Annotated in this window: 19 protein-coding genes; 12 read left to right on the top strand and 7 right to left on the bottom strand. The window is 69.9% G+C overall.

Annotation, left to right across the window (positions count from 1 at the left end):
* Positions 1-153 precede the first annotated feature (153 nt).
* The 8 genes from WMF17_RS28895 (at position 154) to WMF17_RS28860 (ending at position 12904) form a co-directional block, all read left to right on the top strand.
* Positions 154-390, top strand: coding sequence for a DUF433 domain-containing protein (locus WMF17_RS28895; RefSeq protein WP_437644259.1), 237 nt, complete (start codon positions 154-156; stop codon positions 388-390).
* Entirely contained in the window at positions 390-758 is a 369-nt protein-coding gene (locus tag WMF17_RS28890) for a DUF5615 family PIN-like protein (RefSeq protein ID WP_437644258.1), read from the top strand. The genes WMF17_RS28895 and WMF17_RS28890 overlap by 1 nt, the downstream gene beginning before the upstream one ends.
* A 264-nt stretch (positions 759-1022) precedes the next feature.
* Positions 1023-1952 (top strand): hypothetical protein, encoded by a 930-nt coding sequence (locus WMF17_RS28885; protein ID WP_437644257.1) that lies wholly within the window; start codon positions 1023-1025, stop codon positions 1950-1952.
* A 422-nt stretch (positions 1953-2374) separates the two neighbouring features.
* Positions 2375-2644, top strand: coding sequence for an Imm10 family immunity protein (locus WMF17_RS28880; RefSeq protein ID WP_437596385.1), 270 nt, complete (start codon positions 2375-2377; stop codon positions 2642-2644).
* Positions 2645-2952: 308 nt separating this feature from the next.
* Entirely contained in the window at positions 2953-7980 is a 5028-nt protein-coding gene (locus WMF17_RS28875; protein ID WP_437644256.1) for an AAA family ATPase, read from the top strand.
* A 227-nt stretch (positions 7981-8207) separates the two neighbouring features.
* On the top strand, positions 8208-9182 hold the full coding sequence (locus WMF17_RS28870) for a hypothetical protein (protein WP_437644255.1): 975 nt from the start codon (positions 8208-8210) through the stop codon (positions 9180-9182).
* A gap of 8 nt (positions 9183-9190) precedes the next feature.
* Complete coding sequence (locus WMF17_RS28865; RefSeq protein ID WP_437596382.1) at positions 9191-9640, top strand: hypothetical protein; 450 nt, start codon at positions 9191-9193, stop codon at positions 9638-9640.
* A gap of 1389 nt (positions 9641-11029) precedes the next feature.
* Entirely contained in the window at positions 11030-12904 is a 1875-nt protein-coding gene (locus tag WMF17_RS28860) for a hypothetical protein (RefSeq protein WP_437644254.1), read from the top strand.
* 279 nt (positions 12905-13183) lie between these two features.
* Here the strand turns inward: WMF17_RS28860 and WMF17_RS28855 are convergent, their stop codons facing one another.
* Complete coding sequence (locus WMF17_RS28855; protein ID WP_437644253.1) at positions 13184-14695, bottom strand: hypothetical protein; 1512 nt, start codon at positions 14693-14695, stop codon at positions 13184-13186.
* 936 nt (positions 14696-15631) lie between these two features.
* On the opposite strand from WMF17_RS28855, the gene WMF17_RS28850 reads away from it, so the two are divergent.
* Both WMF17_RS28850 and WMF17_RS28845 read left to right on the top strand, forming a co-directional pair.
* Positions 15632-16492: an alpha/beta fold hydrolase gene (locus WMF17_RS28850; protein ID WP_437644252.1), complete on the top strand. Its 861-nt coding sequence runs from the start codon at positions 15632-15634 to the stop codon at positions 16490-16492.
* 20 nt (positions 16493-16512) lie between these two features.
* Positions 16513-16929: a VOC family protein gene (locus WMF17_RS28845; RefSeq protein ID WP_437596378.1), complete on the top strand. Its 417-nt coding sequence runs from the start codon at positions 16513-16515 to the stop codon at positions 16927-16929.
* Between the two features lie 8 nt (positions 16930-16937).
* On the opposite strand, the gene WMF17_RS28840 is transcribed toward WMF17_RS28845, so the two are convergent.
* Positions 16938-17282, bottom strand: a complete 345-nt coding sequence (locus WMF17_RS28840; protein WP_437644251.1) for a hypothetical protein — start codon at positions 17280-17282, stop codon at positions 16938-16940.
* Between the two features lie 167 nt (positions 17283-17449).
* On the opposite strand from WMF17_RS28840, the gene WMF17_RS28835 reads away from it, so the two are divergent.
* Positions 17450-19066, top strand: a complete 1617-nt coding sequence (locus tag WMF17_RS28835; RefSeq protein WP_437596377.1) for an ABC-F family ATP-binding cassette domain-containing protein — start codon at positions 17450-17452, stop codon at positions 19064-19066.
* A gap of 50 nt (positions 19067-19116) precedes the next feature.
* Here WMF17_RS28835 and WMF17_RS28830 read toward each other — a convergent pair whose 3' ends face one another.
* Entirely contained in the window at positions 19117-20046 is a 930-nt protein-coding gene (locus WMF17_RS28830) for an aldo/keto reductase (protein ID WP_437644250.1), read from the bottom strand.
* Between the two features lie 374 nt (positions 20047-20420).
* On the opposite strand from WMF17_RS28830, the gene WMF17_RS28825 reads away from it, so the two are divergent.
* A complete protein-coding gene (locus WMF17_RS28825; RefSeq protein WP_437644249.1) occupies positions 20421-21224 on the top strand; it encodes a class I SAM-dependent methyltransferase in 804 nt (267 codons plus the stop codon).
* Between the two features lie 104 nt (positions 21225-21328).
* Here WMF17_RS28825 and WMF17_RS28820 read toward each other — a convergent pair whose 3' ends face one another.
* From WMF17_RS28820 to WMF17_RS28805, 4 genes are all read right to left on the bottom strand, one after another.
* Positions 21329-23668, bottom strand: coding sequence for a hypothetical protein (locus WMF17_RS28820; RefSeq protein ID WP_437644248.1), 2340 nt, complete (start codon positions 23666-23668; stop codon positions 21329-21331).
* A 412-nt stretch (positions 23669-24080) separates the two neighbouring features.
* Positions 24081-24257 (bottom strand): hypothetical protein, encoded by a 177-nt coding sequence (locus WMF17_RS28815; protein ID WP_437596373.1) that lies wholly within the window; start codon positions 24255-24257, stop codon positions 24081-24083.
* Positions 24258-24296: 39 nt separating this feature from the next.
* Positions 24297-24560, bottom strand: a complete 264-nt coding sequence (locus tag WMF17_RS28810; RefSeq protein WP_437596372.1) for a hypothetical protein — start codon at positions 24558-24560, stop codon at positions 24297-24299.
* Positions 24557-25177, bottom strand: coding sequence for a hypothetical protein (locus WMF17_RS28805; RefSeq protein WP_437596371.1), 621 nt, complete (start codon positions 25175-25177; stop codon positions 24557-24559). Before WMF17_RS28805 ends, WMF17_RS28810 begins: the two co-directional genes overlap by 4 nt.
* Positions 25178-25197: the final 20 nt, after the last annotated feature.

The following is a 25197-nucleotide window of genomic DNA, read 5'->3' as shown; positions in this document are numbered from 1 at the left end:
ACCCGCTTGGGGGCCGCAAGGAATGGCCTGGCCGGTCGCAGCGAGCCGCGCCGCACGGGGCTCACGCCAGCAAAGACGTAGCGGCCAGACTCCACTGGGGGTCGGCAGCAGAGACCGCTGAAGCCGAGCCGGAATTGTGGTAGAGTTCACGTCATGAACCACCGCGATCGCATCGTGCGAGATCCTCTCGTCTGCGGGGGCGAGCCGGTCATCAAGGGGACGCGGGTCACGCTCCGCACGCTGCTCGCCAGCCTGTCGGACGGCGACTCGATCGAGGACATCCTCAGCGACTACCCGACCCTGACCGCGGACGACGTGCGCGCAGTGATCGCGTTCGCCGCGGATTCCGTCCGGGAAGACCTACCGGCACCCAATGTCGTCGGATTCTGATGCGCATCAAGCTGGACGAGAATCCGCCGACTTCGCTGGTCGAGGCGCTCGTGCAGCTCGGCCACGACGCGGACTCGGTGCAGCAAGAGGGGCTTCAGGGGTCGCCAGACGCCGGCGTGTGGGCGGCGGCTCAGGCGGACAAGCGTTTTCTGATCACGCAGGATCTCGACTTCTCGGATCTGCGGCAGTTCGCCCCTGGAACACACCACGGGCTCCTGCTCGTCCGCCTCGCTGATCCAAGCCGGCGGGTGCTCAAGGCCTACATCGAGTGTCTCTTCCGGACAGAGGACGTCGAGCGCTGGGCCGGGTGCTTCGTGGTTGCAACGGACATCAAGATTCGCGTTCGGCGGCCCGAACCGAACCGTTGATCTGACGGCTCTTGGTAGGACAGGCCAGTGCTGCTGACGTGCGCCCTTCCTCGCTTCGGGCGGGCGTCCGCAGCAGATTGGCAAATCGTCAGGCACAGACAAGGCTTGGCGAGGTTTCTTCGCCTGCCGCACAGGGGGTCGCTTCCCAGCCGGCGTCGCTGGCCGCCTGCGTCCGCCATGGCGCCGCCACCCCCTGAGCTGGAGATCTGCTCGCATTTTCCCGGCGTTTCGTGCCGGCATGGGGGGTGCTGAAGGCCGAGCGTCATGCCGACGCTCGAGCACAACGCCCTCGTCGAGATGTTCCGCGAGCACCCGGAGCTCGCGCCCCGCTGGCTCGCGACGCTCCTCCACGTCGAGGTGCCGCCGCACGCCGCGGTCGCGGTTGTCGAGTCGTCGCTCGACCAGCTCATCCCGGTGGAGTTCCGCGCCGATCTGGTGCTCGAGCTTCGCGACGAGAGCGACGCGCTGGTGCTGGCGATCGTCATCGAGGTACAGCGCGACATGGACCCGGACAAGAAGTACTCGTGGCCGGCGTACGTCGCGGTCGTGCGCGTCAGGAAGCGCTGCGGCACGATCGTCCTGGTGATCGCGCCGGACGCCGGCGTGGCCGCCTGGGCCGCGGAGAACATCGACCTCGGCCTGGGGCGCGGCCACGTCGCGCCGCTGGTGCTCGGTCCGGCGGTGGTCCCCGAGAGCATCGACCCGGCCGACGCGGAGAAGGAGACGGAGCTCGCCGTGCTGTCGGCGGTGGCGCACGGCAACGGGCCGAGCGGGCTCACCGTGGTGCAGGCGGCGCTCGCTGCCATCGGCCGGCTCGACCAGGCGCACGCGATGGTCTATTTTCAGCTCATCTGGAACGGGTTGCGTGAGCCGATGAGGCAGGCTCTGGAGGCATTGGTCATGGAACGGCAGATCGAAGGCGAGGCGACCTTTCCCCCGTTCGTGCAGAAGCTCGTCGATCGCGGCAAGCTCGAGGGCATGCGTGAGGGCATGCGTGAAGGCAAGCTCGAGGGCATGCGTGAGGGCGAGCTCAAGGGCAAGAGGGACACGCTGCTGCGGCTGCTTGCGCGTGCAGGGATCGCGCTCACCGAGGACGAGAGCGCGCACATCCAGGCATGCACGGACGTCGCGACCCTCGACCGCTGGATCGATAACGTCCTCGGGGCGAAGACGGCCACCGAAGTGCTCTCCTGAGGATGGACGGATGCGGCCCAACAAGGCGATGCGTCGGAGAGGCGGCGACTGCCGCGGCTGTTCGGCGAATCTACCCTGTGGCGCTGGACAGCGCTTGGGCCTTGCGGCGCGGAGCCGAACCGTGAGATTTTCGGTGAGGAGATCACGGACGGCGACCATCTGGACAGACCTGGCCCGGCGGCTTCGGTCGACCAATCGACGGATGGTCAGAGCCCAAGAATGGTCCACTTCGCAGAACAGATGCCACCCTTGTGCATGTCGTGCAGCGCGCTGCTCTGCCAGCCTTCGACTCGATATTGCTTCGAGCTAGCCACGTGACCGCGCTGCAAGGTTCAGCACGTTAGCTTCCTGCCGGGGTGGATACCCTCCTCAGACCGGGAGTTCGCGTCCTGTTACGCGGCGACCACGGAGGCCGGACCCGGATGACCACGCTCCACGCACGAGCCGGTGAAGCGCTCGCCGTCCCGGAGATGGACGCCTACGTCGTCGTGCTCGCGTCGTCGACCGATGGCGAGGGTGAGCGGATCGAGGTCCAGCGTCGGCTCGACCCGTTCGATGATCAGGACCGAGAGCTGGGGCAGGACACGTACTCCATCTCGACTCACACGGGCGCCACGACCTACGCTGGGATCGAGGCGTGCCGGCTCCGAGGGAGCACTCTCCCCCCGGAAGACATGGTCTTCGCCGAGTGAGGTGCGCGAAGGCAGGGGTGCACGCGGATTCGAGCGCAACCCCGCAGTGCGGTGATTGGCGCCGGCGCGGAGGTCCTCGCGGTGAATGCCGGCGCGTGTTGCTGCGTACAGTCCGCGGTGTCCGCGCGCCTCGAGTCGCCGCGGCGGTCGGCGAGGCGGCCGGCGGGGCGGCGATGCGCTGACGCCGATGCTTTACCCGGTGGTGCCGCGCCACGTACGCTCTGGACGTACACTCGGAAGCGGTGGCGCGATCGATGGTTCGCGCGGCGGCTGGGCGCGACGATCGACAGGTCACGAGGCACAAAAGCATGGCAGAACAGGGCGCGTACACGTTCACCGCGAAGCTGCACGAGAGCGCGGGCGTGGTGATCCATCGGGCTGTCCGCGCCCGCGACGGCGCCCGCGTGGTCGTCAAGATCGGCAAGGGCGGGCCGCTCGCGCCGGCGATCCACGGCGCGCTGCGGCGGGAGTTCGCGGTGCTGCGATCGCTCGATCTGCCGGGGGTGATCAAGGCGCACGCGCTCGAGACGATCGGCGACGAGCTCGCGCTGGTGCTCGAGGACTGCGGCGGCCGCTCGCTCGACGTGCTGTTCCACGCCGGCGCCCTCGACCTCGCGGCGGTGCTGGCGATCGGCGTCGAGGTGGCGGGCACGCTCGACCTGCTGCACCGCTATCCGCTGCTGCACCGCGACGTCAAGCCGCACAACATCGTCCACAACCCGGCGACCGGGCAGGTGAAGCTGATCGACTTCAGCCTGGCGATCGCCGGCGGCGAGGACGGGGCGCTGCGCGTCGATGCGGGCGCGGGGATGGCGGGCACTCTGGCGTACATGTCGCCCGAGCAGACCGGGCGGATGAACCGGCCGGTCGACGCGCGCTCGGACCTGTACTCGCTCGGCGTGACGCTCTACGAGCTGGTGACCGGGGTGCTGCCGTTCGAGGCCGGCGACGCGATGGCGCTGGTCCACAGCCAGCTCGCGCGCGTGCCGGTCGCCCCGGCGGTGCTGATGCCGAAGGTGCCGCCGGTGCTGTCGGACATCATCATGAAGCTGCTCGCCAAGGCGGCCGAGGATCGCTACCAGAGCGCGGCCGGGCTGCGGGCCGACCTGCAGCGCTGCGCGGCCGCGTGGGCAGCGACGGGGACGATCGAGCCGTTCGCGCTCGGCAGCGCCGACCGGCCGTCGACCCCGCGGATCCCGCCGCGCCTGTACGGACGGCAGCAGGAGATCGACGTCCTGCTCGCGGCCTACGCCGGCGTCGCCGACGGCGCGCGCACGCTGCTGCTCGTGCGCGGGCCCGGCGGCGCCGGCAAGTCGGCGCTGGTCCAGACGCTGGCGGCGCCGGTCGCCCGCGGCGGCGGGTTCTTCGTCGCCGCCAAGTGCGATCAATACGACCGCGGCGCGCCGTACGCCCCGATCGCCGCGGCGCTGCGCGAGCTGTGCCGCACCCTGCTGACGGCCGCGCCCGAGGTCCTCGAGGCGTGGCGGCGCGCCCTCGCGTCCGCCCTCGGCAGCGGCGGCAAGCTCCTCACCGATCTGATCCCCGAGCTCGAGCTCATCGTCGGCCCGCAGCCCGAGGTCCCGCGGCTCGGCCCGGCCGAGTCGCAGAACCGCTTCAACCTGATCTTCACCGCCCTGCTGCGGGTCTTCGCCGCCGCCGACCACCCGCTCGTGCTCGTGTTCGACGATCTGCAGTGGGTCGACCCGGCGTCGCTGCGCCTCTTGCAAGAGATGCTGCTCGACGCCGAGTGCAGGCACCTGCTGGTGCTCGGCACCTACCGCGACGACGACGTCGGTCGCGGGCCCCCGCTGCCGGCCGCGCTCGCCGATCTGCGCGCGGCGGGGGTCGAGGTCGGCGACGTGCCGCTCGGTCCGCTGGCGCTCGCCGACGTCGAGGAGCTGCTGGCGGACACGCTGGTGATGGAGCGGCCGCAGGTCGCCGCGCTGGCGCGGATCGTCGGCGAGAAGACCCACTGCAACCCGTTCTTCATCGGCCAGTTCCTGCTGCTGCTCGCCGAGGACGGCCTCCTGCGCTGGGACCCCGCCGCGTGCCGGTGGGTGTGGGACGACGCGCAGGTGCAGGCGCGCGACGTCACCGACAATGTCGTCACCCTCGTCACCAGCAAGATCCGCCGCCTGACCCCCGCGGCCCAGCGGCTGCTGCAGCGGGCCGCGTGCGTCGGCTATCGCTTCTCGTGGCGCGTGCTCGCGGCCGTCGGCGGCGACGACGGCGACGACGCGACCGCGGCGCTCGGCGAGCTGGTCCGCGAGGGCCTGGTGGTGCCGCTCGCCGGCGGCGAGGGCGACGATCTCCACCGCTTCCTCCACGACCGCGTGCAGCAGGCCGCCGACTCGCTGCTGGCGAGCGAGGTGCGGGAGGCGACGCACCTGCGCGTCGGCCGGCTGCTGCGCGACGCGTACCCGGCGGGCGTGCCCGACGAGGCGCTGTTCGAGGTCGTCGGCCACCTCGATATGGCGCTGCCGCGGATCGGCGGCGACGAGCGGCTCGAGCTTTCGCGACTCAACCTCCGCGCGGGCCGGCGGGCGCGCGCGGCGACGGCCTACCACGCGGCGCGGCAGTACTTCCAGGCCGGCTGCGAGTGCCTCGGCGCCGACCCGTGGGCGCACTGGTTCGAGCTCGGGTTCGCGCTGCGCGTCGAGCTGGCCGAGTGCGCGTACCTGTGCGGGGCGTTCGCCGAGGCCGACGCGCTGTTCGAGGAGGCGCTCGCGCGGGCGCGCTCGCGCGAGGAGCGGGCGCAGGTCTACGACCTCCGCGTCCTCCTGCACGCGGCGATGGGCGACTTCGCGGCGGTGGTCGCGGCCGGGCGCGCGGCGCTGGCGATGTACGGCATCGGCCTGCCCGATGAGGGCCCGGCGCTGCAGGAGGCCGTCGCGGCCGCGTTCGCGGCGGCCCACGAGAACCTCGGCGAGCGGCGGATCGGCGCCCTGCTCGACGCCCCGCCGGCGCGCGACCCGGACGTCGAGGTCGTGATGCGGCTCCTGGCCTCGATGTCGGGGCCGGTGTTCGTCGGCAGGCCGGCGCTGTTCCCCCTGATCGTGCTGCACATGGTCAACCTGTCGCTGCGCCACGGCAACGTCGACGGGTCGGACTACAGCTACGCGGTGTACAGCATCCTGCTCGCCGGCGTCACCGGCGAGCTCGGCAAGGCCTACGAATTCGGCGAGCTCGGGGTCAAGCTCAACGAGCGCACCGGCAACCTGCGCACCCGCTGCATGGTGCACTTCTTGTTCGGCACGTCGGTCGTGTTCTACCGCCAGCCGTACGCGGCCGGCGAGGAGTACCGCGATTCGGCGCGGCGCGTCGCGCTCGAGGTCGGCAACTTCGCCTACGTGTCGTTCTACTGCCTGCAATCGGCCGCGCTGGCGCTGATCGCCGACGCCGACATCCGCGGCGCCGAGGCCCGCATCGACGACGTCACGACGCTCCTGCGGAAGACCCGCGACGTCGCGTCGACGGCGGTGGTCGAGTTCATGCGCCGCGTGGTCGTCAACTTGATGGGCGAGTCGGCGACGAGCGCCCTCGGCGGCGACGGCTTCGATGAGGACGCGTTCGTCGCCCACATGCCGCCCGGGGGGCTCGTGCCGTGGCTCTACGCGGTCAGCAAGCTGCGCCTCGCCTACCTGTACGGCGAGCACGAGCGCGGGCTCGAGCTCGCCGTCCGCGCCCGCGAGCTGCACGAGAGCGGCGCCGGGGCCGGGCACATGTACTCGCCCGAGCAGTACTCCTACTCGGGCCTGGTCGCCGCGGCCCGCTGGGACGCGGCCGGCGAGGCGGAGCGCGAGGCGCTGGTGCAACAGCTCGACCGCGAGCGCGCGGCCCTGCGGCCGTGGTCGACGAGCAACCCGTCGCAGTTCGTGGCGCTCCAGCACCTGCTCGACGCCGAGGCGGCGCGCCTGGCCGGCCGCGACGCCGAGGCGATCGCGGGCTACGAGCAGGCGATCACCGAGGCGCAGGCGCGCGGGTTCGTGCTCCACGCGGCGCTGGCGAGCGAGTGCGCGGCGCGGTTGCACCTGCGCCGCAACCGTCGCGCGCTGGCCGGCGCCTACCTGCAGGACGCCCACGTCGGCTTCGCCCGCTGGGGCGCGGCCGCCAAGGCGAGCCAGCTGCTCCTCACCCGCGCCGACCTGCTCGCCCCGCCCGCGCCCGCACGCGCCGGGCACAGCACGGGCCGCTCGACGACCACCAACCGCATGCTCGGCGGCAGCTCGCTCGACCTCGAGGGCCTGATGCGCGCCGCCCAGGCGGTCGCCGGCGAGCTGGTGCTCGACCGACTGCTCGACCGCCTGATGCGGATCGTCATGCTCCGCGCCGGCGCCCAGCGCGGCTTCCTGCTCGTGCCGCAGGGCGAGGGCCTGTCGATCGCCGCCGAGATGCGCACCGCGCCCGACGAGGTCCGCGTCGGCCTCGACCAGCCGATGCGCGACGACGCCGCCCTGGCGACCTCGGTGGTCCGCTTCGTCGCTCGCAGCCGCGAGGGCGTGCTGCTCGGCGACGCCGGCGCCGAGCCCCGCTTCGCCCGCGACCCCTACGTCGCCAGCCAGCGCCCGCGCTCCGTGCTGTGCCTGCCGCTGCTCCACCAGGGCCGGCTGTCGGGGATCCTCTACGTCGAGAACAACGCGACCCGCGACGCCTTCGCGCCCGAGCGCGTCGAGCTGCTGCAGCTGCTGTCGGCGCAGGTGGCGGTGGCGATCGAGAACGCCCGGCTGTACGCCAGCGTGCAGCAGGCCCGCGAGCAGCTCGAGCAGCAGGTCGAGGCGCGCACACACGAGCTGCAGACCGCGCTCGAGCAGCTCCAGGCGGTCAACGCCGACCTGGTGCGCCAGGGCGAGGCGCTGCGCGAGGCCCACACGCAGACGCGCCGCGAGATCGGCGAGCGAGAGCGGGCCGAGCGCGAGCGGTCGGCGGCGCAGGCGGAGATCTTGCGCGTCCAGGAGGAGCGCCTGGCGGACATGGCGGCGCCGCTGCTGCCGATCACGGAGAGCATCGTGGTGATGCCGCTGATCGGGGTGCTCGACGACGCCCGCGCGTCGCAGGTGCTGGCGACGGCCCTCGAGGGCTCGGTCCGCACGCGCGCGCAGGTGGTGATCCTCGACATCACCGGCGTGCGCCAGCTCGATGCCGCCCCGGCGGCGATCCTCGCCCGGACCGCGAGCGCGCTGCGCCTGGTCGGCGCCCAGGCGATCCTCACCGGGGTGCGGCCCGAGGCGGCCAAGCTGCTCGTCCGCGATGCAGCCGGGCTCGGCGGCCTGCTGACGCTCGGCACGCTGCAGAGCGGCATGGCCTACGCGCTCGCCCATACCCGCGGCCGCGGCTGAGGCGCCGCCGCCGGGGAGGGCGACCATGCGCCAGGCGACCGTGCGCCGGTCTCCTTGACAAGGTGGGGCAGCCCTCGGATACGCTATCTTGCCACGATGTATCGGGGCGGCGCGAGGGGGTGGGGTCGGAGTTCAAGGCGCGCCACGCGGAAGCGGCGGTCAGCGGTCGAGAGGGCTGGTCACGCCAGAGACCCTGAAAGCCCGTTTCTTCATCCTCCCACGCTTCAATGACACCCATCTGGACGACCGACCTTCCGTACTCGCTGACCGGCTCGATGGTGCCTGTCTATGACGCCATGACGGGATCTCTGCTGGTCTCGGATGGCTGGGGCACTCCTTTCGCGTCGTTGTCGCTTCGGCGCTTGTCGTTGTCGGACGGTGAAGTCACCGGCGGCGCTCGCGTCCGGTCCGCCGTGTATTCGACGGCTTTGAGCCCCTCGCCAGAATCCATCCTCGTCGCGTCCGGCAAGCGCCTTCTTGAGCTTGAACGAGCAACGCTGCGCGAGACAAGGCGTTGGGACAAGGGTGTGCCACAGTACGCTCATCGCTCTGTGCGCATCGGCGAGCTTGCTGTGTGCATGTCCTCGCGAGGACCGACGGTAGGACTCTTCAACCTTGATGACGGCTCCTGTCGCCGCAAGTCAGTCGGTTCCTGCCAGGGGCTCTATCGTCATGACGCTCGAAGCGCGCTGATATGTTCAGGCAGTGAGGGCGTCGTTACGATGCTCGATGTCGCCGAAGTGACACTCACAACGATCGCAGCACCCGGCCCCTTCATTCATGCAGCGTATGCGGATCAGGCAGCTGTGGTTCTGCTTGGTCTCGGCGTTCCGTTTGACGTGACCAGCCAGAGCGTGACGCACAATCGCATGTCGGGACGCTTGGCGTTCGTGCGAGCTCAGCCTGACGCCAAGGTAGTCGCGATGGATGCCCCCGTTCCGTTTTCCTGGATGAGCCTGAGCCCTGACGGCCGGCAACTGGTTCTTGCTGATGGGCAGGATGTCTATGTGTGCACGTGCGACGGGACATCCGTGGAGATCGCGGCACAGCATAAGCTCCCAGCCTCGCTCGAGGCCGCGTTGGTCATTCATGATCGTGAGCTTCTGATTGCGATCGACACGACGTCCAAGCAAGGGGTTGTGGCTGCGTGGCGTATCGGGCTCCAGCAGTCGCCATCGCTGTCCTGGCTAACGAGTGCATGAGCGCTTCTATGAGCCTGATTCAGCTGGCCGACGCCCTGACCGCATGCGCGGTCGCTGACCCCTGGGCGTTCGACGGCGGCGACTTCTTGGAGACGCTCTCCAGGGTCGAAATGACGGCTGGCATTCTTCAGCCGCCGTTTTTCCCGGAGATCGAGCTGAACGATCGCTTCATCGTGGTCGATCACGCGGGCCATGTGCCAGAGTCCTCTGTCTGGGGCTTCGCCAATCGTACGGAGCTTGAAGCGTTCATCCTTGGCCCCGCGGGGCTGACGAATCCGTTTACGACCTTCTGCGTCGCCTTTGTCGACGGCTGCTACTGCCCGTTTCGGCTGCTCTACGTTGATGGTGCACGAGATGTCGAGTTCAGTAAAGCCGCGCAGCTGGAGCGAGACCCCTTTGGGCATGAGTGTCCGAGGCTTCGACTCGAATGGTCGCCGACCGCGCGACATCGCTCGTGACGCGTTCATGCAGGAAGAGGCCAAGAGGCGGCCTGACTGGCGAATGGATCGGACGGGCTTGCGCCCGCCGCTCATTCGCAGGATCGTTACGCTCTGGCGGATGTCGTCGACGTTCACGCCGAGTCGCTCGGCGTAGAGGCCAAGGGTGCGCCGCCACGCCGGGCGGGCCTGACAGTGCTCGTAGTAGGCCTTGAGCCTCGGGAAGGGCTCCATCAGGTCGGCCTTGCGGGTGCTGCGCAGGACGCCGGCCATCCTGATGTCGGCCGTCGTGAAATCGGCGCAGGCGACCCCCTCGGGGAAGATACTTCCTCTCCGAGGAGCTCCGCCTCGCGGGCGGCGCTCAGCATGTACGCTGCTGCTCTCGTCGAGGACCGAGGCGCGCCCTGTCTCTCGCGCGGAGCGCGCTTCCTTGCGACCTTGTTGGTCCTGGGCGACGTGGTGGTGGATGCCTTTGCCATGGTAAAGATACGCCTCCTTGTCGGGGCCCCCTGCGGAATGGGGGGCCGACGCATCGGCGAGGGGAGCGGCGAACAAGGCATTGGCCAGCGGAGAGCACGAGTCGGTCACGTCGCGAGGGAGGCGCTGGGGCCGAGGGTTGGGAGAGGCGGCGTGCCGCGGCATCGAGGGGAGCGGCGTGCCCGGCGCCGCGGGCAGCGGGCCACGGAACTGGCGAAGAGGGCGCAGGAGGGAGCAAATGTTGCGTAGCATACAGAAATGGCGCACGAGAGGGCGCCAGGGCTGCGCAGGAGACCCACTGGGGCTGCGCAGGAGCCGGACGAGGGTGACGAAGGACACCAACAGGGGCGCGCAGGAGGGGCGCGGGGCTGCGCAGGATGGGGGCGAGCGTAGCGCAGGACACCAACGGTGGTGCGCAGGAGGGGCGGGGGCTCGCGCAGGGGGGGCCGGGGCTCGCGCAGGAGAGCCGACGGGCCCGCGCAGGAGGGCGCCGGGGCTCGCGCAGGAGGGCCGACGGACTGCGCAGGAGGGCCGAGGGGGCCGCGCGGCTGCGCCGTGTCACGCGGGCGGTACGCCGGATCACATCCGCCGCACCGCGAAAAAACGACGCGAGCGCATGCGATTGGATGAAGGATCGGCGAGCCCGGCGGCATCCAGGGAGCATCATGCGCACGTTCGCCACCGCGGCTCGGCGAGCCGAGCTTTGCGGCCCTGGTTGGCCGCGCTCGCTGCCCACCCTGCCCCCGGCGACCTCGGCGCTCTCCCACGCCGGGTGCATGAACGAGAGCGCCCCTCTCGGCCGAGGGAGCGATAGGGGCGTCTCCTCCGGAGCCGGAGACGGCTCCGACGACGGCCTGCTGCCATGCGGCGGTTCGTGAACTGACCCACTTTCCAGCGCCCCCTCGCGCCGTCGGCTATCCAAAGGAGCTTCACATGAGACGAACATTCCTGCCCATGGTCGCAACGCTCGCCTTGTGCGGAGCGTGTACTGGCGGGTCCTCCAATGCCTCGCCCGACGGTGTTTCGCCCGACGAGCACGACGTGGACCCCGTGGACCCCGTGGACCCCGTGGACCCCGTGGACCCCGTGGACCCCGTGGACCCCGTGGACCCCGTGGACCCCGTGAAGCCCCTGGGCTCGCGGCCGTTCATCTGCGGCGATTCGACGTCTCCCATGTTCAAGAGCCGTGAGGTGCTGGACATGCGGATTTCCGCCGACTTCACCAAGCTGAACACCGCGCCCACGAAGGAAGAATCCAGCTCGGCGGCCGTGATCGAGATGGACGGCGGCGCAACGACGAGCGCCGCGACGATCATCGCTCGCGGGCATTCGCGCTTCCTGTGCGGGTTCCGTCCGTTCTCGCTCAAGTTTCCGGAGAAGCAGAAGGACAACGTCTTCGAGCACCTCGGCAAATCCGTGAAGTTCGCCACACATTGCGGCGACACAGAAGGCTTGCCTCCCGCGCTCAAGGCGGACTCCATGGAGGCGTACGAGCAGCGCGTGCTCATGGAACACGCGGTTTATCAGGTGCTCGACCAGCTGCGGGTACCTTCGCTGAAAACACGGCTCGTGCGGCTCACCTACCACGACACGCAGACCGACACCGAGGAGACCCACCTCGCCTTCGTGCGCGAGCCCGAGGACGAGATGGCCGAGCGCTGCGGCATGGTAGAAGCAGAAGACCTGAACGCGGTCGACCAGGCGCCGCCCTCGGAGAACCAGCACTCGCTCTTGCTGCTGCATCTTCTGAACAACTTCGTGGTTCAGTACGACTGGGTCGGGAACAAGAATACCATCATGCTGGTCGATCCCGAGCGCAACGAGTACTTACGTGCTCCCTACGACTTCGACCTGGTCGGCGTCTTTCGGCCGGACTACGTGGCCAACGAGGGTCGGACGATCGAGCAGAACCGGGATGCCTTCGCAGACTGGCTGCGGCGCAACCAGAGCGCCCCCCTGTTCAGCGAAATCGACGTGACGCTGAGCAAGGCCGAGCTGATGCAGGGCGCCGTCGAGCAGTCGGGCATGAGCGAGCAGAACCGCGAGGTCTTCTCTCGCTGGCTCTCCCTCTATCTGGGGCTCCTTCGGGACTTTCGCGCCTGCGAGGGCCATGCAGACGACCCGTCACGGCCGCTGTGTCACGTGGAGGACGACCACGGCGGTCTCCCTCAGTCGGCCAGCGCGGTCGACCTCGGCGAGCGGACGGCCCGCCTCGAGCCGCCCGGCGACGTGGACATGTTCGCCGTCGAGCTGCAGGCGGGCGCGCTCTACTCCTTCGGCGGAAGCGTAAATATCGAGCTCCTCGACGACGAGGGAAGCCTGCTGGCGAAGTCCTCGGACCGGGGAGTCTCGGTGAGGCCGAGCGTGGCGGGGACGTACATCCTGCGGGCTTCGCTGGGAGAACAGCTGGTCTCCTCCCCGATCTTGCCCACCTCCGACGAGATCGACCGCAATCTCTTCATCTACGCGGACGACCATGGCGCCTCGGTGGAGACGGCGACCGTGCTCGGCGCTGGACAGACCCTGCAGGGCGCGTGGGAGCTGACCACGAACGCGGACGAGGACTGGTTCTTGGTCAGCGCGGACGCCTCGACCTCCCTCCACGTCACGCTCGATCAGACGGCCTGGGGACTCGCCGTGGTGGCCCGACGCGACGCGCCTGACGGAGAGCTTCCGGCCGAGACCGATCTGACGGGAGGCGACAACGACCTGTCGTCGCTCTTCGGCGAGCCCGGCGATTACGTCGTCCAGCTCATTCAGATCACCGGCCTCGGCGGGAGCTCGTCGTATACGGTGCAGCTGCAATAGCGCTCCGATCGCGGCCTCTTGCGCCTCCTCGCGCGCGCAGATCGCCGGCTTCGCCGTGTGCGTCGCGAAGCGCAGGACCCAGCCGCTCACAGCGCGGCCGCGAGCTCTCTGCCTCGACACGCATCCAGGCATCGAGGGGCCGCCTTCACTCGCCGCTCGTCCGCGCGCGCCCAGCGCCGGACCTGCGCCGCTTCGAGCGGCGACAGGAGCGAGCCCCACGGCTTCAGGGGTTCGCAAATCAACACCGCGTCGAGCCTGCGCGGCCGATCGGGTAGCCCCTCACCGCGCCGTCAGCGCCCCGTCGGAGGTCCACCCGACCTGCGCTCCTGGCGACGCGGAGCCCGGAGCCGAGAACCACAGGGTGACGCGCCCGCTCGATGGCTCTCTCTCCTCTTCGGGGATCCCCAGATCGGGGTCCCCCGGATAAACCTCGCCTTCGCCATCGGCCAGCGTGACCGTCATATTTCGGATGAGCGCCCCCTCGATCTCGAACGCCACACGGCGGCCGTCCGTGAGCGTGACGCCCCTGGGCCCGATCGCGGTCGGCGCGTTCGCCAGCCACGCTTCGCGCATCGCGAGGCGTGGATCCCCGAGGCGCTCCTGGTGCTCGTCACAGGCGCGCGGCGCATGGCCGAGGCTCCCGCATACGGCGTTGAAGAAGACGCTCGTCGCCTCATACTCGCGCACGAAGCGGTAGCGCATCGCCAGGATCTCGTCATCGAACACCGGTACATTGGAGAGCGGCTCCTCATCGATCTCGTTCAGAGCGACTTGAACCGCGGCGACACCATCGCGAATAGCCGCTCTGAGAGCGTCGGCCGTCACCTCTCCACGAAGGGTCCAGACGAGCTGCCGGAGCGCTTGGCCTGTCTCGTGATCGCCGCGGCCCCGCTCCCAGACCGCGTCCGAGACCGACGACTCGTAGACGTCCATCCTCCGGCGGCACCCGACCGGCGCCCCGCGCTCGTCCAGCACCTTGCCGTGGCAGGCGTCACCGTCGAACACGTGCGCCAGGATGTCCGCGATGGCCTCGTTCGCGCTGGCGCTGAGCCGCTCGCCGAGCGGGCCGGAGGCCATCCAGAGGCCATAGTGGAGCGCATGGCCGAGCTCGTGATTGACGACGTCTCGCTCGAGGTAAGGATGCGCGCGCGCGGGCTCCGTGGCGTGCCCCAGCAGGACGTAGGAGCAATTCCTCCTCGCCGGCAGCTCGAACTCGCCGTTGTCGGCGTGAAACGAGAACGTTGCGTCGGGCGCCATCCGCTCGTCGTGGTACTCCCGGAGGGCCTCCGCGAAGTCGGCCGGGCGGATGTCGGGATCATCCACGTATTTTTCGGCATCCTCGAGGAATCCGCGATCGAGCGGCGGATGCGCGCACGTGAACGCGTCGATCAGATCGAGCGCCGCTCGGTTCGAGGCGGCGTTCGCGACATCGACCTCGAGGGCCCGCAGGTCATCGAAGATGCTCTCGCCGTAGAGCTCCGGGAGAGCCTCTGACGCCTTCATGCCGGGAGGCGGAGAGATGAAGAGGCGCGCGGGTTCATGGGGTACGGCCAGCCCCACCTCGGCCCAGTAGGAGAGGAACGCTCGCGCCGAAGGGAGAACCTCCGCCTCGAAGCGCTCACGATCGGCGTCCGTCGCGAACGCTCCGCTCGCGACGATCTCCGTCGCGGGCGCTCCGCTCGCGACGATCGGATCGTCGGGAGCTGCCGTCGTGGGCTCGACGCCCTCGGTCACGCAGCCGGAGAGGACGAGGAGCAAGCACGCAGATGAAGGAAATGACAGTTTTCGCATGGCTGTTGCCCTTGTATTGAAAGCATGACCGCGAGGACGCGAGCGTTGAAGACCACTGATTTCATGGTCACGTCGCCTCGTCGATAACCCTATTCCGCACCGCCCCCGCGTTCCTTTAGACATGGCGGACGATTTCTCGCGCGGGGCCCAGCGAGGCAGGTTTCCGACGACCCGCCGGTATGTGCTCGACGACGGACCGGCAGACCGCCCGTCCTACGCCGAGCTCGCCGCGACGGCCGGCGCTCGGCGTGGCAGGCGGGCCCCGTAGCGTCGCAATGGGCCGCCGAACCCGGCGTTGCACCCGACGGGGGAGCACCAGTGCGTTCCGCGGGCGACCGCGGAGAGCGTGGTTCAGCCGCCACCGGAGGCTGCACTCGAAGGGCTTGCTCCCACCGCGGGAGCATGATATGCCTTCCACTCCGTGAGTGGTCTTCAGCCGCAGCACTCTCGTTGAGTTCTGGACTCGGCACGCATGCCGAATACGACGAGATTGACGCGACGAGCAGCTCGGGTGGACTCGCAAGGAGCTTGAGCGGTTGATCGGCTCCAGGGGACGCGTCTCGGAGGTCTTGGGCCGCGAACGGGCGCTCACGCTCCCGATGATCCGAAAGCTCCACGTATCGATGCAGATCCCGGCCGAGGTGCTGATCGCGCTTCCGCCTCATTCGCGTGGGAAGCCGCCGCCGCGGCGAACGTCGGGACGGAGCGCTCATGGCAAAGGCGCGAAGCGCGCCGCGTGAACGGCGCCTTCCATCTGGCTCGAATCAGCCGCCGAACAAGCCTCGTTCCACATGATCGTGCCCGAAGAGGAGGTCACCGACTCGCGATGGAGCTGGCTCCGATCCGTCCAAGGGCTGACGGCCGAGGGGCGCGCCACAGTCCAGCTCGGCGGGGAGGCTCGTCAGGCGCTTGAAGGCATGGAAGGAACCAGGTGCGATGAGAAAGCCGGAGCTGGTGAGGTTTGAGATCGAAGGTGCCGAAATGGCGGTCCGCCTGGCGGGCGATCGGGAGAAGCCGGCGCTTCTCCTGATCCACGGTTTTCCAAGCTCCTCGGAATCGTTCCGGAACGTGATCGGCGCCCTCGCGCGGGACTGCTTCGTGATCGCCCCGGACCTTCCGGGGTTCGGAGGCTCCGAGCCGGTTGAGCGGCCCTCATTTTCGCGTTTCGCGGACATGATCGACGGACTGCTCGCGCGGCTCGGAGCTGGGTCCTTCCACCTCTACCTCCACGATCATGGAGCGGCGGTAGCGCTTCATCTCGCCACGCGCGCGCCGAGCAGGATACGCAGCCTCATCGTCCAGAATGCCAATGCCCATGAGAGCGGGATGGGGCCGCAATGGTCGGCGACCAGAGCCTACTGGGACGATCCCACGCCGGAGCGGGAAGCCGAGGCGACCGCACACCTGACCTTCGAGGGGACGCGCGACCAATATGTGGGCGGCGTTCCCCGGGACATCGCCGAGCGCATCGATCCCCGATGGGAGGAGGACTGGCGGATCATGTCGCTCCCCGGCCGGCTCGAGACGCAGCGTGCGCTGGTGCTGGACTATCGCAGCCATTTCGCGCGGTTCGTGGAAATTGCCAATTATCTCGCTCGCTGGCAGCCCCCGGCGCTGATGCTATGGGGGCGGCACGATACCTTCTTCGACCTCGAGGAGACCCTCTCCTGGATGAAGGCGCTCCCGCGCATGGAGGCGCACATCCTCGACGGCCCGCATTTCCTGCTCGAGACCCATCCGGCCGAATGCGCCGCGTTGATGAGCGCCTTCGTCAGGCGCGCGGAGGGGCCGCGTTAGGACGACGAAATGAAGAGAACATGAAGCCACGAATCACAGTCATCACCATCGGCGTCGACGATCTCGACGTGTCGCTGCGTTTCTACAGGGAGGGTCTCGGCTTCCAGACCGAAGGCATTGTTGGCAAAGAATTTGAACACGGCGCTGTTGTGTTCATCCAGCTTCAGCCTGGCTTGCGTCTGGCTTTGTGGCCTCGCACGAGCATCGCGCATGACACGGGCCTCTCCGCAGGTCGTGCTAGCCCGACCGAGATGACGCTGGGCCATAACGTCACATCGAAAGCGGAGGTCGACGCTGTCATGGCAAAGGCGAGAGCAGCGGGAGCCGTCCTCATCAAGGCCGCGCACGACACCTTCTGGGGCGGCTACTCCGGTTACTTCCAGGACCCAGATGGTCATCTCTGGGAGGTCGTCTGGAATCCGCAATGGTCCGAGTGAGCCCAACGCTAGTGCTGCACGCGACGTGCGAAGACGCACGCGCGTGAGCAAGGGCCTCGCAGCGGCGACCGGCGGGGGAGCGGGCCCTGGGCGCGCCCCCACATCCGGAGGGACGACTCGGCCGAGGACCTCAGGGCCGACGTGTCCACGCCGAGCCGATCGAGATCGGCCAGGCGGCGCTCTCCCGTCTGCTGCTCCGCGGCACGGCCTCGCACGACGATGAGCTCGCGCCGGGCTTCCGGCACGCCCCGGCGCTCGATGCGGGCGACCCCAGCCTTGTGCACGTCGGCGAGAGCTCCGGGAGGAGCGCGCGGACGTTGCAGCGGCGCCTGGCCGGGGTGGGCGTCAGCCACCGGGAGCTCCTGCAGGAGCTCACCGGGAGCCCCCGGCAGGCGCCGCGGCTGGAGCGGGCGCGGCCGGCGGGCGCGCCACGTTCGTCGTGGCCCGCTGGCGCGGGCGCGCTTCCGCCGGAATTCACCGGAAGCGCAGGCGCCCACGTGCTATCCCCCGCGCCGCTGAGATGATCACGCTCGAAAAGCTCACCAAGCGGTACGGTCCCAAAATTCTCTTCGAGAACGTGTCGATGCGCTTCGACCCCGGCAAGCGCTACGTGCTCGTCGGCGCGAACGGAGCGGGGAAATCGACGCTCCTCAAGGTCATCTCCGGCGAGGAGGAGTCGGATCAGGGCGCCGTCGAGATCCCGAAGCAGCTCCGGGTCGGGGTGCTCAAGCAGGACCATTTCGCCTACGAGTCCCACCGCATCCTCGACACGGTCCTGATGGGGAACCGGGCCCTCTGGGAGGCGATGCACGAGCGCGACCGGCTGTACGAGGGCGAGATGACCGACGAGGTCGGCATGCGGCTGGCCGAGCTCGAGGGGACGATCGGCGAGGAGGACGGCTACACCGCCGAGGCGCGCGCCGCCGAGATCCTCGAGGGGCTCGGGATCGCGACCGCCCGGCACACGAGCACGGTGAGCACGCTCGCGGGCGGGTACAAGCTCCGCGTCCTCATCGCCCAGACGCTCTTCGCCGGCGCCGACGTCCTGCTCCTCGACGAGCCGACGAACCACCTCGACCTCGACTCGATCCGCTGGCTCGAGGCGTACCTCACCGACACCTTCCGCGGCACGCTGCTCGTCGTCAGCCACGACCGGCACTTCATGAACGCGATCGCGACGCACGTCGCCGACGTCGACTACCAGACGGTCACGCTCTACACGGGCGACTACGACGACTTCATCGAGCAGAAGACGACGGGCAAGCGCCAGTCGGACGCCGACGCCGCGCAGAAGAAGAAGAAGATCGCCGAGCTCAAGGACTTCGTGGCCCGCTTCGGCGCGAGCGCGAGCCGGTCGAGCCAGGCGCAGTCGCGCGTGAAGGAGATCGAGAAGCTCGAGGCGGGCATCCAGGTGCGGCGCACGAGCGTCGTCCGGCCGTACATCAAGTTCGAGATCGAGAAGCCCTCCGGCCGCGACGTGCTGCGCGTCGAGGGCCTCGCCAAGAGCTTCGGCGACCTGCACGTCATCCAGAAGCTCGATTTCAACCTGAACCGCGGCGACAAGCTCGCCGTGATCGGGCCGAGCGGCATCGGTAAGTCGACGCTGCTCAAGCTCCTCGTCGGCGAGCTCACGCCCGACGCCGGGAAGGTCACGTGGGGCCACGACACGAACGTGGGCTACTTCGCGCAGGATCACCACGAGGCGATCGAGCCGGGCTTCACGGCCTACGAGTGGCTGTACCGCTTCGACCCGAGCGCGCCCAAGGAGCACGTCCGCTCGGTGCTCGGCAAGCTGCTGTTCAGCGGCGAGGCCGGGCTCAAGAAGACGGAGAACCTCTCCGGCGGCGAGGCGGCGCGCCTGTTCCTCGCGAAGCTCATCCTGGTGAAGAACAACATCGTGGTGCTCGACGAGCCGACGAACCACCTCGACGTGGAGAGCATCGACGCGCTCCTCCAGGCGCTCATCGAGTACAAGGGGACGGTCATCGTCACGAGCCACGACCGGCACTTCGTGGGCAAGCTCGGCACCCGCGTGCTCGAGCTGTCGCCCCGGGGGCCGCAGCTGTACAACGGGACGTACGACGAGTACCTCGAGGGGCCGGGGAACCCGAGCGCTCAGGGCGTCAAGGCGTCGTAGCCTCACGCCAGGCGGCGGGGGCGCGGCGCTTCAGGGCTGCCGGCCCCTCTTCAGCGTGGCGCGAGGCGATCGAGCTGCTGAAGGTCGTCGGCGGTCAGCCGCCAGCCCACGGCCGCGGTGTTGGCGCGCACCTGCTCCGGCGACGTCGCGCCGGCGATCACGGAGGCGACTGCCGGCCGGCCGGCGAGCCACGAGAAGGCGAGCTGGAGCAGCGTGTGGCCCCGGGACGACGCGAAGGCGGCGAGCGCCGCGGCGGCGCTTCGGTTCTGCTCGGTCAGGAAGCGGGCGGTCAGCCCGCCGTCGGGCGCCGAGAGCCGGGCGCCGGCGGGGGCGGGGCGGTCGGGGAGGTACTTCCCGGAGAGCAGCCCGCTCGCGAGCGGGAAGTACGGCAGGAAGGCGAGCCCGAGGCGCTCGCTCTCCGCCAGCACCTCCCGCTCGGGCTCGCGCTGGAGCAGGCTGTACTCGTTCTGGACGCTCACGAAGCGCGCCGCTCCCGGGCGGGTGGCCTCCTCGGCGTCGCGCAGCTGGGAGGCCGAGAAGTTCGAGTTGCCGATCTCGCGCACCTTGCCGGCGCGGACCAGCGCGTCGAGCGCCTCCAGGGTGTCGCCGATCGGCGTCTCGGGGTCCGGGCGGTGGATCTGGTAGAGGTCGATCCAGTCGGTGCCCAGCCGCCGCAGGCTGGCCTCCACGGCGCGCTGGATGTACGCCGGCTTCGCGCCGCCCTCGCGCTCGCCGTCGAGCGGGAGGCCGAACTTTGTCGCGATGATCGCCTGGCCGCGCCGGCCGCCGAGCGCCCGGCCGAGCAGCTCCTCGCTGCGCGTACCGCCGTAGATGTCGGCCGTGTCGAAGAAGTTGATGCCCGCGTCGAGCGCCGCGTCGACCACCGCCGCCGTCCGCTGCTCGTCGATGCGACCGCCGAAGTTGTTGCACCCGAGGCCCACGACCGACACGTCGAGCGATCCGAGCCGTCTCTTCTCCATCTGAATCATTCCTTCTACACGAGAGATCTCGCAGGTCCTGCGCCGGCGGGCATGCGTCGCCCGCCGGGGGCTCCGGGCGCGCGGACGCGCAGGCTGCTCGAGCTCACGTGGATTGCACGCCCTGTGCCGCTGCCCGCCGGCTCCGGGGTGGCCCGCCCCCGGCCGCTCCTGGAAGCGCGCTGTCCGAGCTGCTCGGCGCCCAGCAGCCGAGCTGCGCGGCGCCCAGCAGCCGAGCAGCAGCGCTGCTGATCCACGAGCAGCGGCGATCGCGGGCCGCGGCTCGCTCGCGGGGGGGGGCGCCGGCGTGGCTCGTCGCGCCCGCGGCTGGCCACGCCGCACCGGGCGTCGGCACGCCCCCTGCTCAGGCGGCCCGCATGAGCACGATCAGCCTCTCTCTCGATACCCCGGAGCTCGCCCAGGCCTACGAGCGCGGCAGCGACCGGCAGTTCAACCACGGCAAGCTCCTCATCGAAGCGCTGGGCGTGCGGCGCGGCCAGCGCGTGCTCGATGTGGGGGCGGGCACCGGCCGACTCGCCGCGCACGTGGCCGAGAGCGTCGGCGCCGAGGGCAGCGTGGTGGCCATCGATCCCCTCCCGCTCCGCGTCGACATCGCCCGGCAGAAGACCCGCGCGAACCTCACGACCGCGGTCGGGCGCGCCGAGGATCTCTCCGCCTTCGCCTCGAGCAGCTTCGACGTCGTGTACCTGAACAGCGTCCTTCACTGGCTGAACGAGGCCCAGAAGCAGCGCGCCATCTCCGAGGCGGCGCGCGTGCTGAAGCCCGGCGGCAAGCTCGGGTTCAGCACCGGATCGCGGGAGAAGCCGCACCAGCTCGAGCCGATCCAGCGCAAGGTGCTCGCCGAGCTCGGGAAAGAGGCGCAGGGCACTCTCCCGTACAAGCTGACGGTCGACGAGGCCCGGGCGCTGCTCCAGCGCGCCGGGTTCATCGTGGACACGCTGGAGATCCGCACCTTCGTCGACCACGCCGCCGACATCGATGAGATCTTGAGGCACAGCGGCTCGAGCTCGTTCGGCAATCACCTCTCGCACCTGAGCGCCGAGGAGAAGCGCGAGGTGCGCGAGCGGCTGGCGAGGGAGCTCGAAGCGTGGCGCACGCCGCAGGGGATCCGGCTCGAGCGGAACCTCATCTTCGCGATTGCCCACACGGCCGGCAACTAGCCTCGACGCCAGCCGCTCTCGCCATTCCTGGCACGCCCGGATCGGCGGGATGCGCCGGCATGGGTGCCGGAGTGAACGCCGTCGCGCTGCGGGTCCACGCCGCGCTACTGGTCGGCGGTGTCGCCGGAGCAGAGGACGAACTGCGTCGCGCCGTCGCGGGCTTCACCGTCGCCGGTGAACCGGACCTGCCGGCGCTCGGTGGACGGGCACTTGGCGACGACCTCGTCCTTGCCGAGGCCGAGCCGCGGGTCGACATAGCACCACCCGTGCACCTTCTCGCCTCCGACCTCGACCGGCGCCGGCGGAATCGTGTCCTGGCAAGCCTTGAGCTCGTCCGGGGCGCTGAGCTGCTCGACCTCGCAGACGCAGTTCCAGCCGTTCGCCGCCGCGACCGGATCGTCGAGCACCATCCGCTCCGCGGCGAGGTTCTCCGAGGGCACCTTCCGCCGCGCCGCGAGCGCGTCGCAGCGGCACTGCCCGTCGGGCACGCTCCGCGCCTCCAGGACCAGGCAGCTGACCTGTCCGGCCCCGTTCGGCTGGAGGGCGCGGGGCAGGCACTGCCCGCCGAGCCTCGTCTTCAGGCGATCGACGATCGCGCCGATCGCCGGCCGATAGCCGAAGTCGGAGTCGCCCGGCCCCGAGTCCTTGAGCTGCGCCGGGCACACCGAGCCGACGATGCCCTGTTCCCCGAGGTCCCGGATGAGCTCGAGCTGCCGCAGGCCCGGATAGGCCTTCGCGTAGATCTGGAGCTCGCTGTCGGTGCCGTCCGGGTTGTCCTCGCACAGAGGGCTATTCCGGTCTGCCCCGCCGTTCGCGCAGTCTCCGCCTTGCGTGGGCGCGAGCAGCGGGAAGGTGCAGGCGAACTGGAGGTCGCCGAATCCCGTCCTGGGATTCCACTCATGGCCGTTGATCTCGTTTGCGTTGTCCGGCGAGTCCGGGCCAGCGATCCGCGTCCCGGTGATCGGGTTCTCGCCCTCGCGGGGGACCGGAGACTCGACCATGTGGGGGTCCGCGGGAGGGCGGCGCGCCCCGGGATCGCCGAGGATGATGTCCCAGGTGCTCGCGAACCCGGCGTTCGGGGCGCTCAGCTCCTCGGCGCTCTTGAAGCCGCCGATCGGATTGCCGTCCCCATCCTTGCCTTCCCGGAGATCGGGCTGGCCCGCGTCGTTCCGGCGCGCGATGTCCTGCCAGGGCACGCCCACGAGGCCCGCGAAGAACACGAGCTCCGGCGGCCGAACCGTGCTGTTCTCGTCGGTCGGGTCGAGATCCGAGAAGATCGGGTTGTCGACGAGATCGCCCTCGTGATCCGCGATCTGCGCCTCCGTGAGCGCCTTCGTGTAGCGGTCGATCGGATAGAGCAGGTTGGCCCCGAACCGCCGCTTCTGGTCGAAGCAGCGCAGGTTGATCGGGTCCCGCTCCTCGTCGAGCGCCGCGATCCTGTCCCCTTCGGTGCAGGTCTCATCGACCGGGCACTCGCCCCTCTCCGACGCGCACGACCTGCAGCACGGGTCATCCGGGCCGCTCGTCTCGCACTCCTTGCGCGGCCGGGGCATCCGGCTCGACCTCGCTACCCAGAAGGCCGTCCCGCCCTCGCGGATGGAACAGTCGTTCTCGTCCGACAGCATGATGATCGCGAGGAGCGAGTCCGGCCGGAGGAACGCCTTGCGCTGCTCCAGCAACGTGGTGTCCAGCCCTTCCCGCACCGCGTTGTCCTTCACCACCACGAGCCTATCGTGGGGCGCTGGATCCGCGAGGAACCGGTACCAGCTCTCCAGCTGCGACTCGTAGCCGCACCCGACGTCGCCCACGCCTCTGACCATGTTCGTCAGCGTCGGCACGAGGCCGCCGCCCTGGCCGTCGTCGAGGATGGACTCGCCCGCTGGGGTCAGCTTCTGCTCCGGGTCCCAGGCGAGGAAGCCCTTGTCTTGATAGGTCGGCGGTTCGTTGTCGTTGTCCGTGTCGCTCCTGGCGATGAGGTGCCCCTTGTCGTCGTTGGAGAAGTGGTTCCCCTCCGTCTTGCACGGGCCCTCCGCGCCGTGGTCGCCGAGGCTCGTGCTGATGATCCCGATGTGGATGTCGAGGACGGGCTCGAACTCGCGCTCCGTGCCGCTCGGGCAGCTGCCGTTCATCGGCGGGGATGATTCCGTGGGCTTCAGCGGATTGACGCACCGGGGGTCGACAAGGCGCCTCACGAGGTCGGGCACGGCCAGCGCGAGGATGTCCTGCTTGTCCTTCATGGACGCCGAGTTGTCGATGGTCAGGAGGAGATCGATCTTGTCGACGCGCTGCGGGAGCCGCTCGACGACGGTGCCAGTCGTGCGGGTATCTTGATGGGCGATGGGGCGGCTCAGGCACCCCGAGATGAGCGATGTCCCGCCCACGACGAGGGAGCACCAGAGCAACGCGGCCGCGCGGGCAGGGCGGGACGGAGGTCGATCGGCCATGGATCCTTCCTTGCGCGAGAGATGGAGTGGTCCCTTCGCGCGTCGCACACGACGCGCGCGCTGCGCCGGCGCGCCTGTCTCGCGCGGAGTGGATGACAGGCCGCCTGGCGATCGCGAGTCAGACGCGGAGAGGGGGGGGTCTCTTGGCTGCGTGGCGACAGGAGCGCGACGCCATCACGAAAAATGCAGGAAGCACAGGGAGGGCGGCGCGGTCGCGGCGTGGCGCAGGGGCCGCGCGGCCATCGCCCGGAGCAAAGACGGCGCGGTCGTCCCCTGGAACGAACACGGCGCGGCCGTCGCCCGGAGCGGACGCGGCTCGCGCCCGTCGGTCATGGCGTTGTAAGAATGTAATAAAAGGACGGAAATCGAGAGGGCGGGGCGCCGAGGGGGCGCCGTCGGCCAGCGTCGGAGCTCAGCTCTCGGCGGGGGCGGCCGTCTCGGCGCCAGCGACGAGCGGCGCGTACTGCGCGAGGAACTTGTTCCAGCGCTTTGTCTTGCGGCCGGGCTTGCGGGAGCTCTGGGCGCTCCTCTCCTGCTTCTGGGTGACTTTGAGGGTGAGGTGCTGGTGCTGGCGCGTAGGGCGATACATGGCGGCGGATATGCTCGAAGGCGCCGCGCGCCGCAAGCCTCAACGCGACGGAAGCCGCGCCCGCTCGTCGCGCTCCGGCCCCAGCCGGCCGAAGCAGTGGATGCCGTAGATGAGCACGACGAGCGCGAGCACCGTGAGCGCCATGCCGGCGTCGGACGGCCCGACGCCGACCAGCGCGAGCCCGGCCACGAGGAGCAACCCCCCGCCGCCGAGCGCGCGGCGCGCGCGGCCCTCGGTCGCTGTCGGCTGTCCCCGGCGGCGCGCGGGTCGGCGCGCGCCCTCGTCTTGCTCGCGCGCGCTCACTGGAACTTCTGCGTCCGCGCGTACGTGATGAAGTCCTGCACGTCGCGCGTCAGCTCGCGCTCGGCCGTGATCGTCGTGCGCTCGTGCGACTCGCCGACGAGATCGTCGTAGAGGTAGTTCTGCTGGTAGAGGAGCACGATGCGGATGGCCCCGTCCGGCCCGCCGCGGACGATGCGCAGCTTCTCGTCCCGGCCGTTCGGCGGCGGGATCGCGGCGCCGAGCGCCTGGGCGTCCTCCTCGGTCACGTAGACGACGCCGTACGAGCGGCTCTGCACGCCGACGTCGATGCGGACCTTGGCCCCGCTCACGAGATCGATCTGGCGCCCGAGCACCGGCTTCGCGCCCTCCTGCGCCATCGCCCGGCGGATCACCTCGATCGCCCGGCGCTCGTCGAGGGAGCGCAGCGGGTTCGGCGCGCGCGCCTCGCCGCCGCCGCAGCCGGCGAGCGCGAGCGCTGTGGCCGCGATCCCGAGCGCGGCGCGCGCCGCCTCGCGCGCACCGCCGAGGAGACGGGGCGCGCCGCGGGCAGACCCGGGCGCGAGCGCGCGCTCTGAAGACCGATGCTGAAGGGGACCGAGCTGGTGGGCCCCCGACCTGCGTTGAAGCTTCCTCCACATGAGCGGCATGAGAGTAGCCA

It is taken from the genome of Sorangium sp. So ce362 (assembly GCF_051519845.1).
In the GTDB taxonomy this organism is placed as follows: domain Bacteria; phylum Myxococcota_A; class Polyangia; order Polyangiales; family Polyangiaceae; genus Sorangium.
This window is presented reverse-complemented; position numbering and strand designations above follow the sequence as displayed.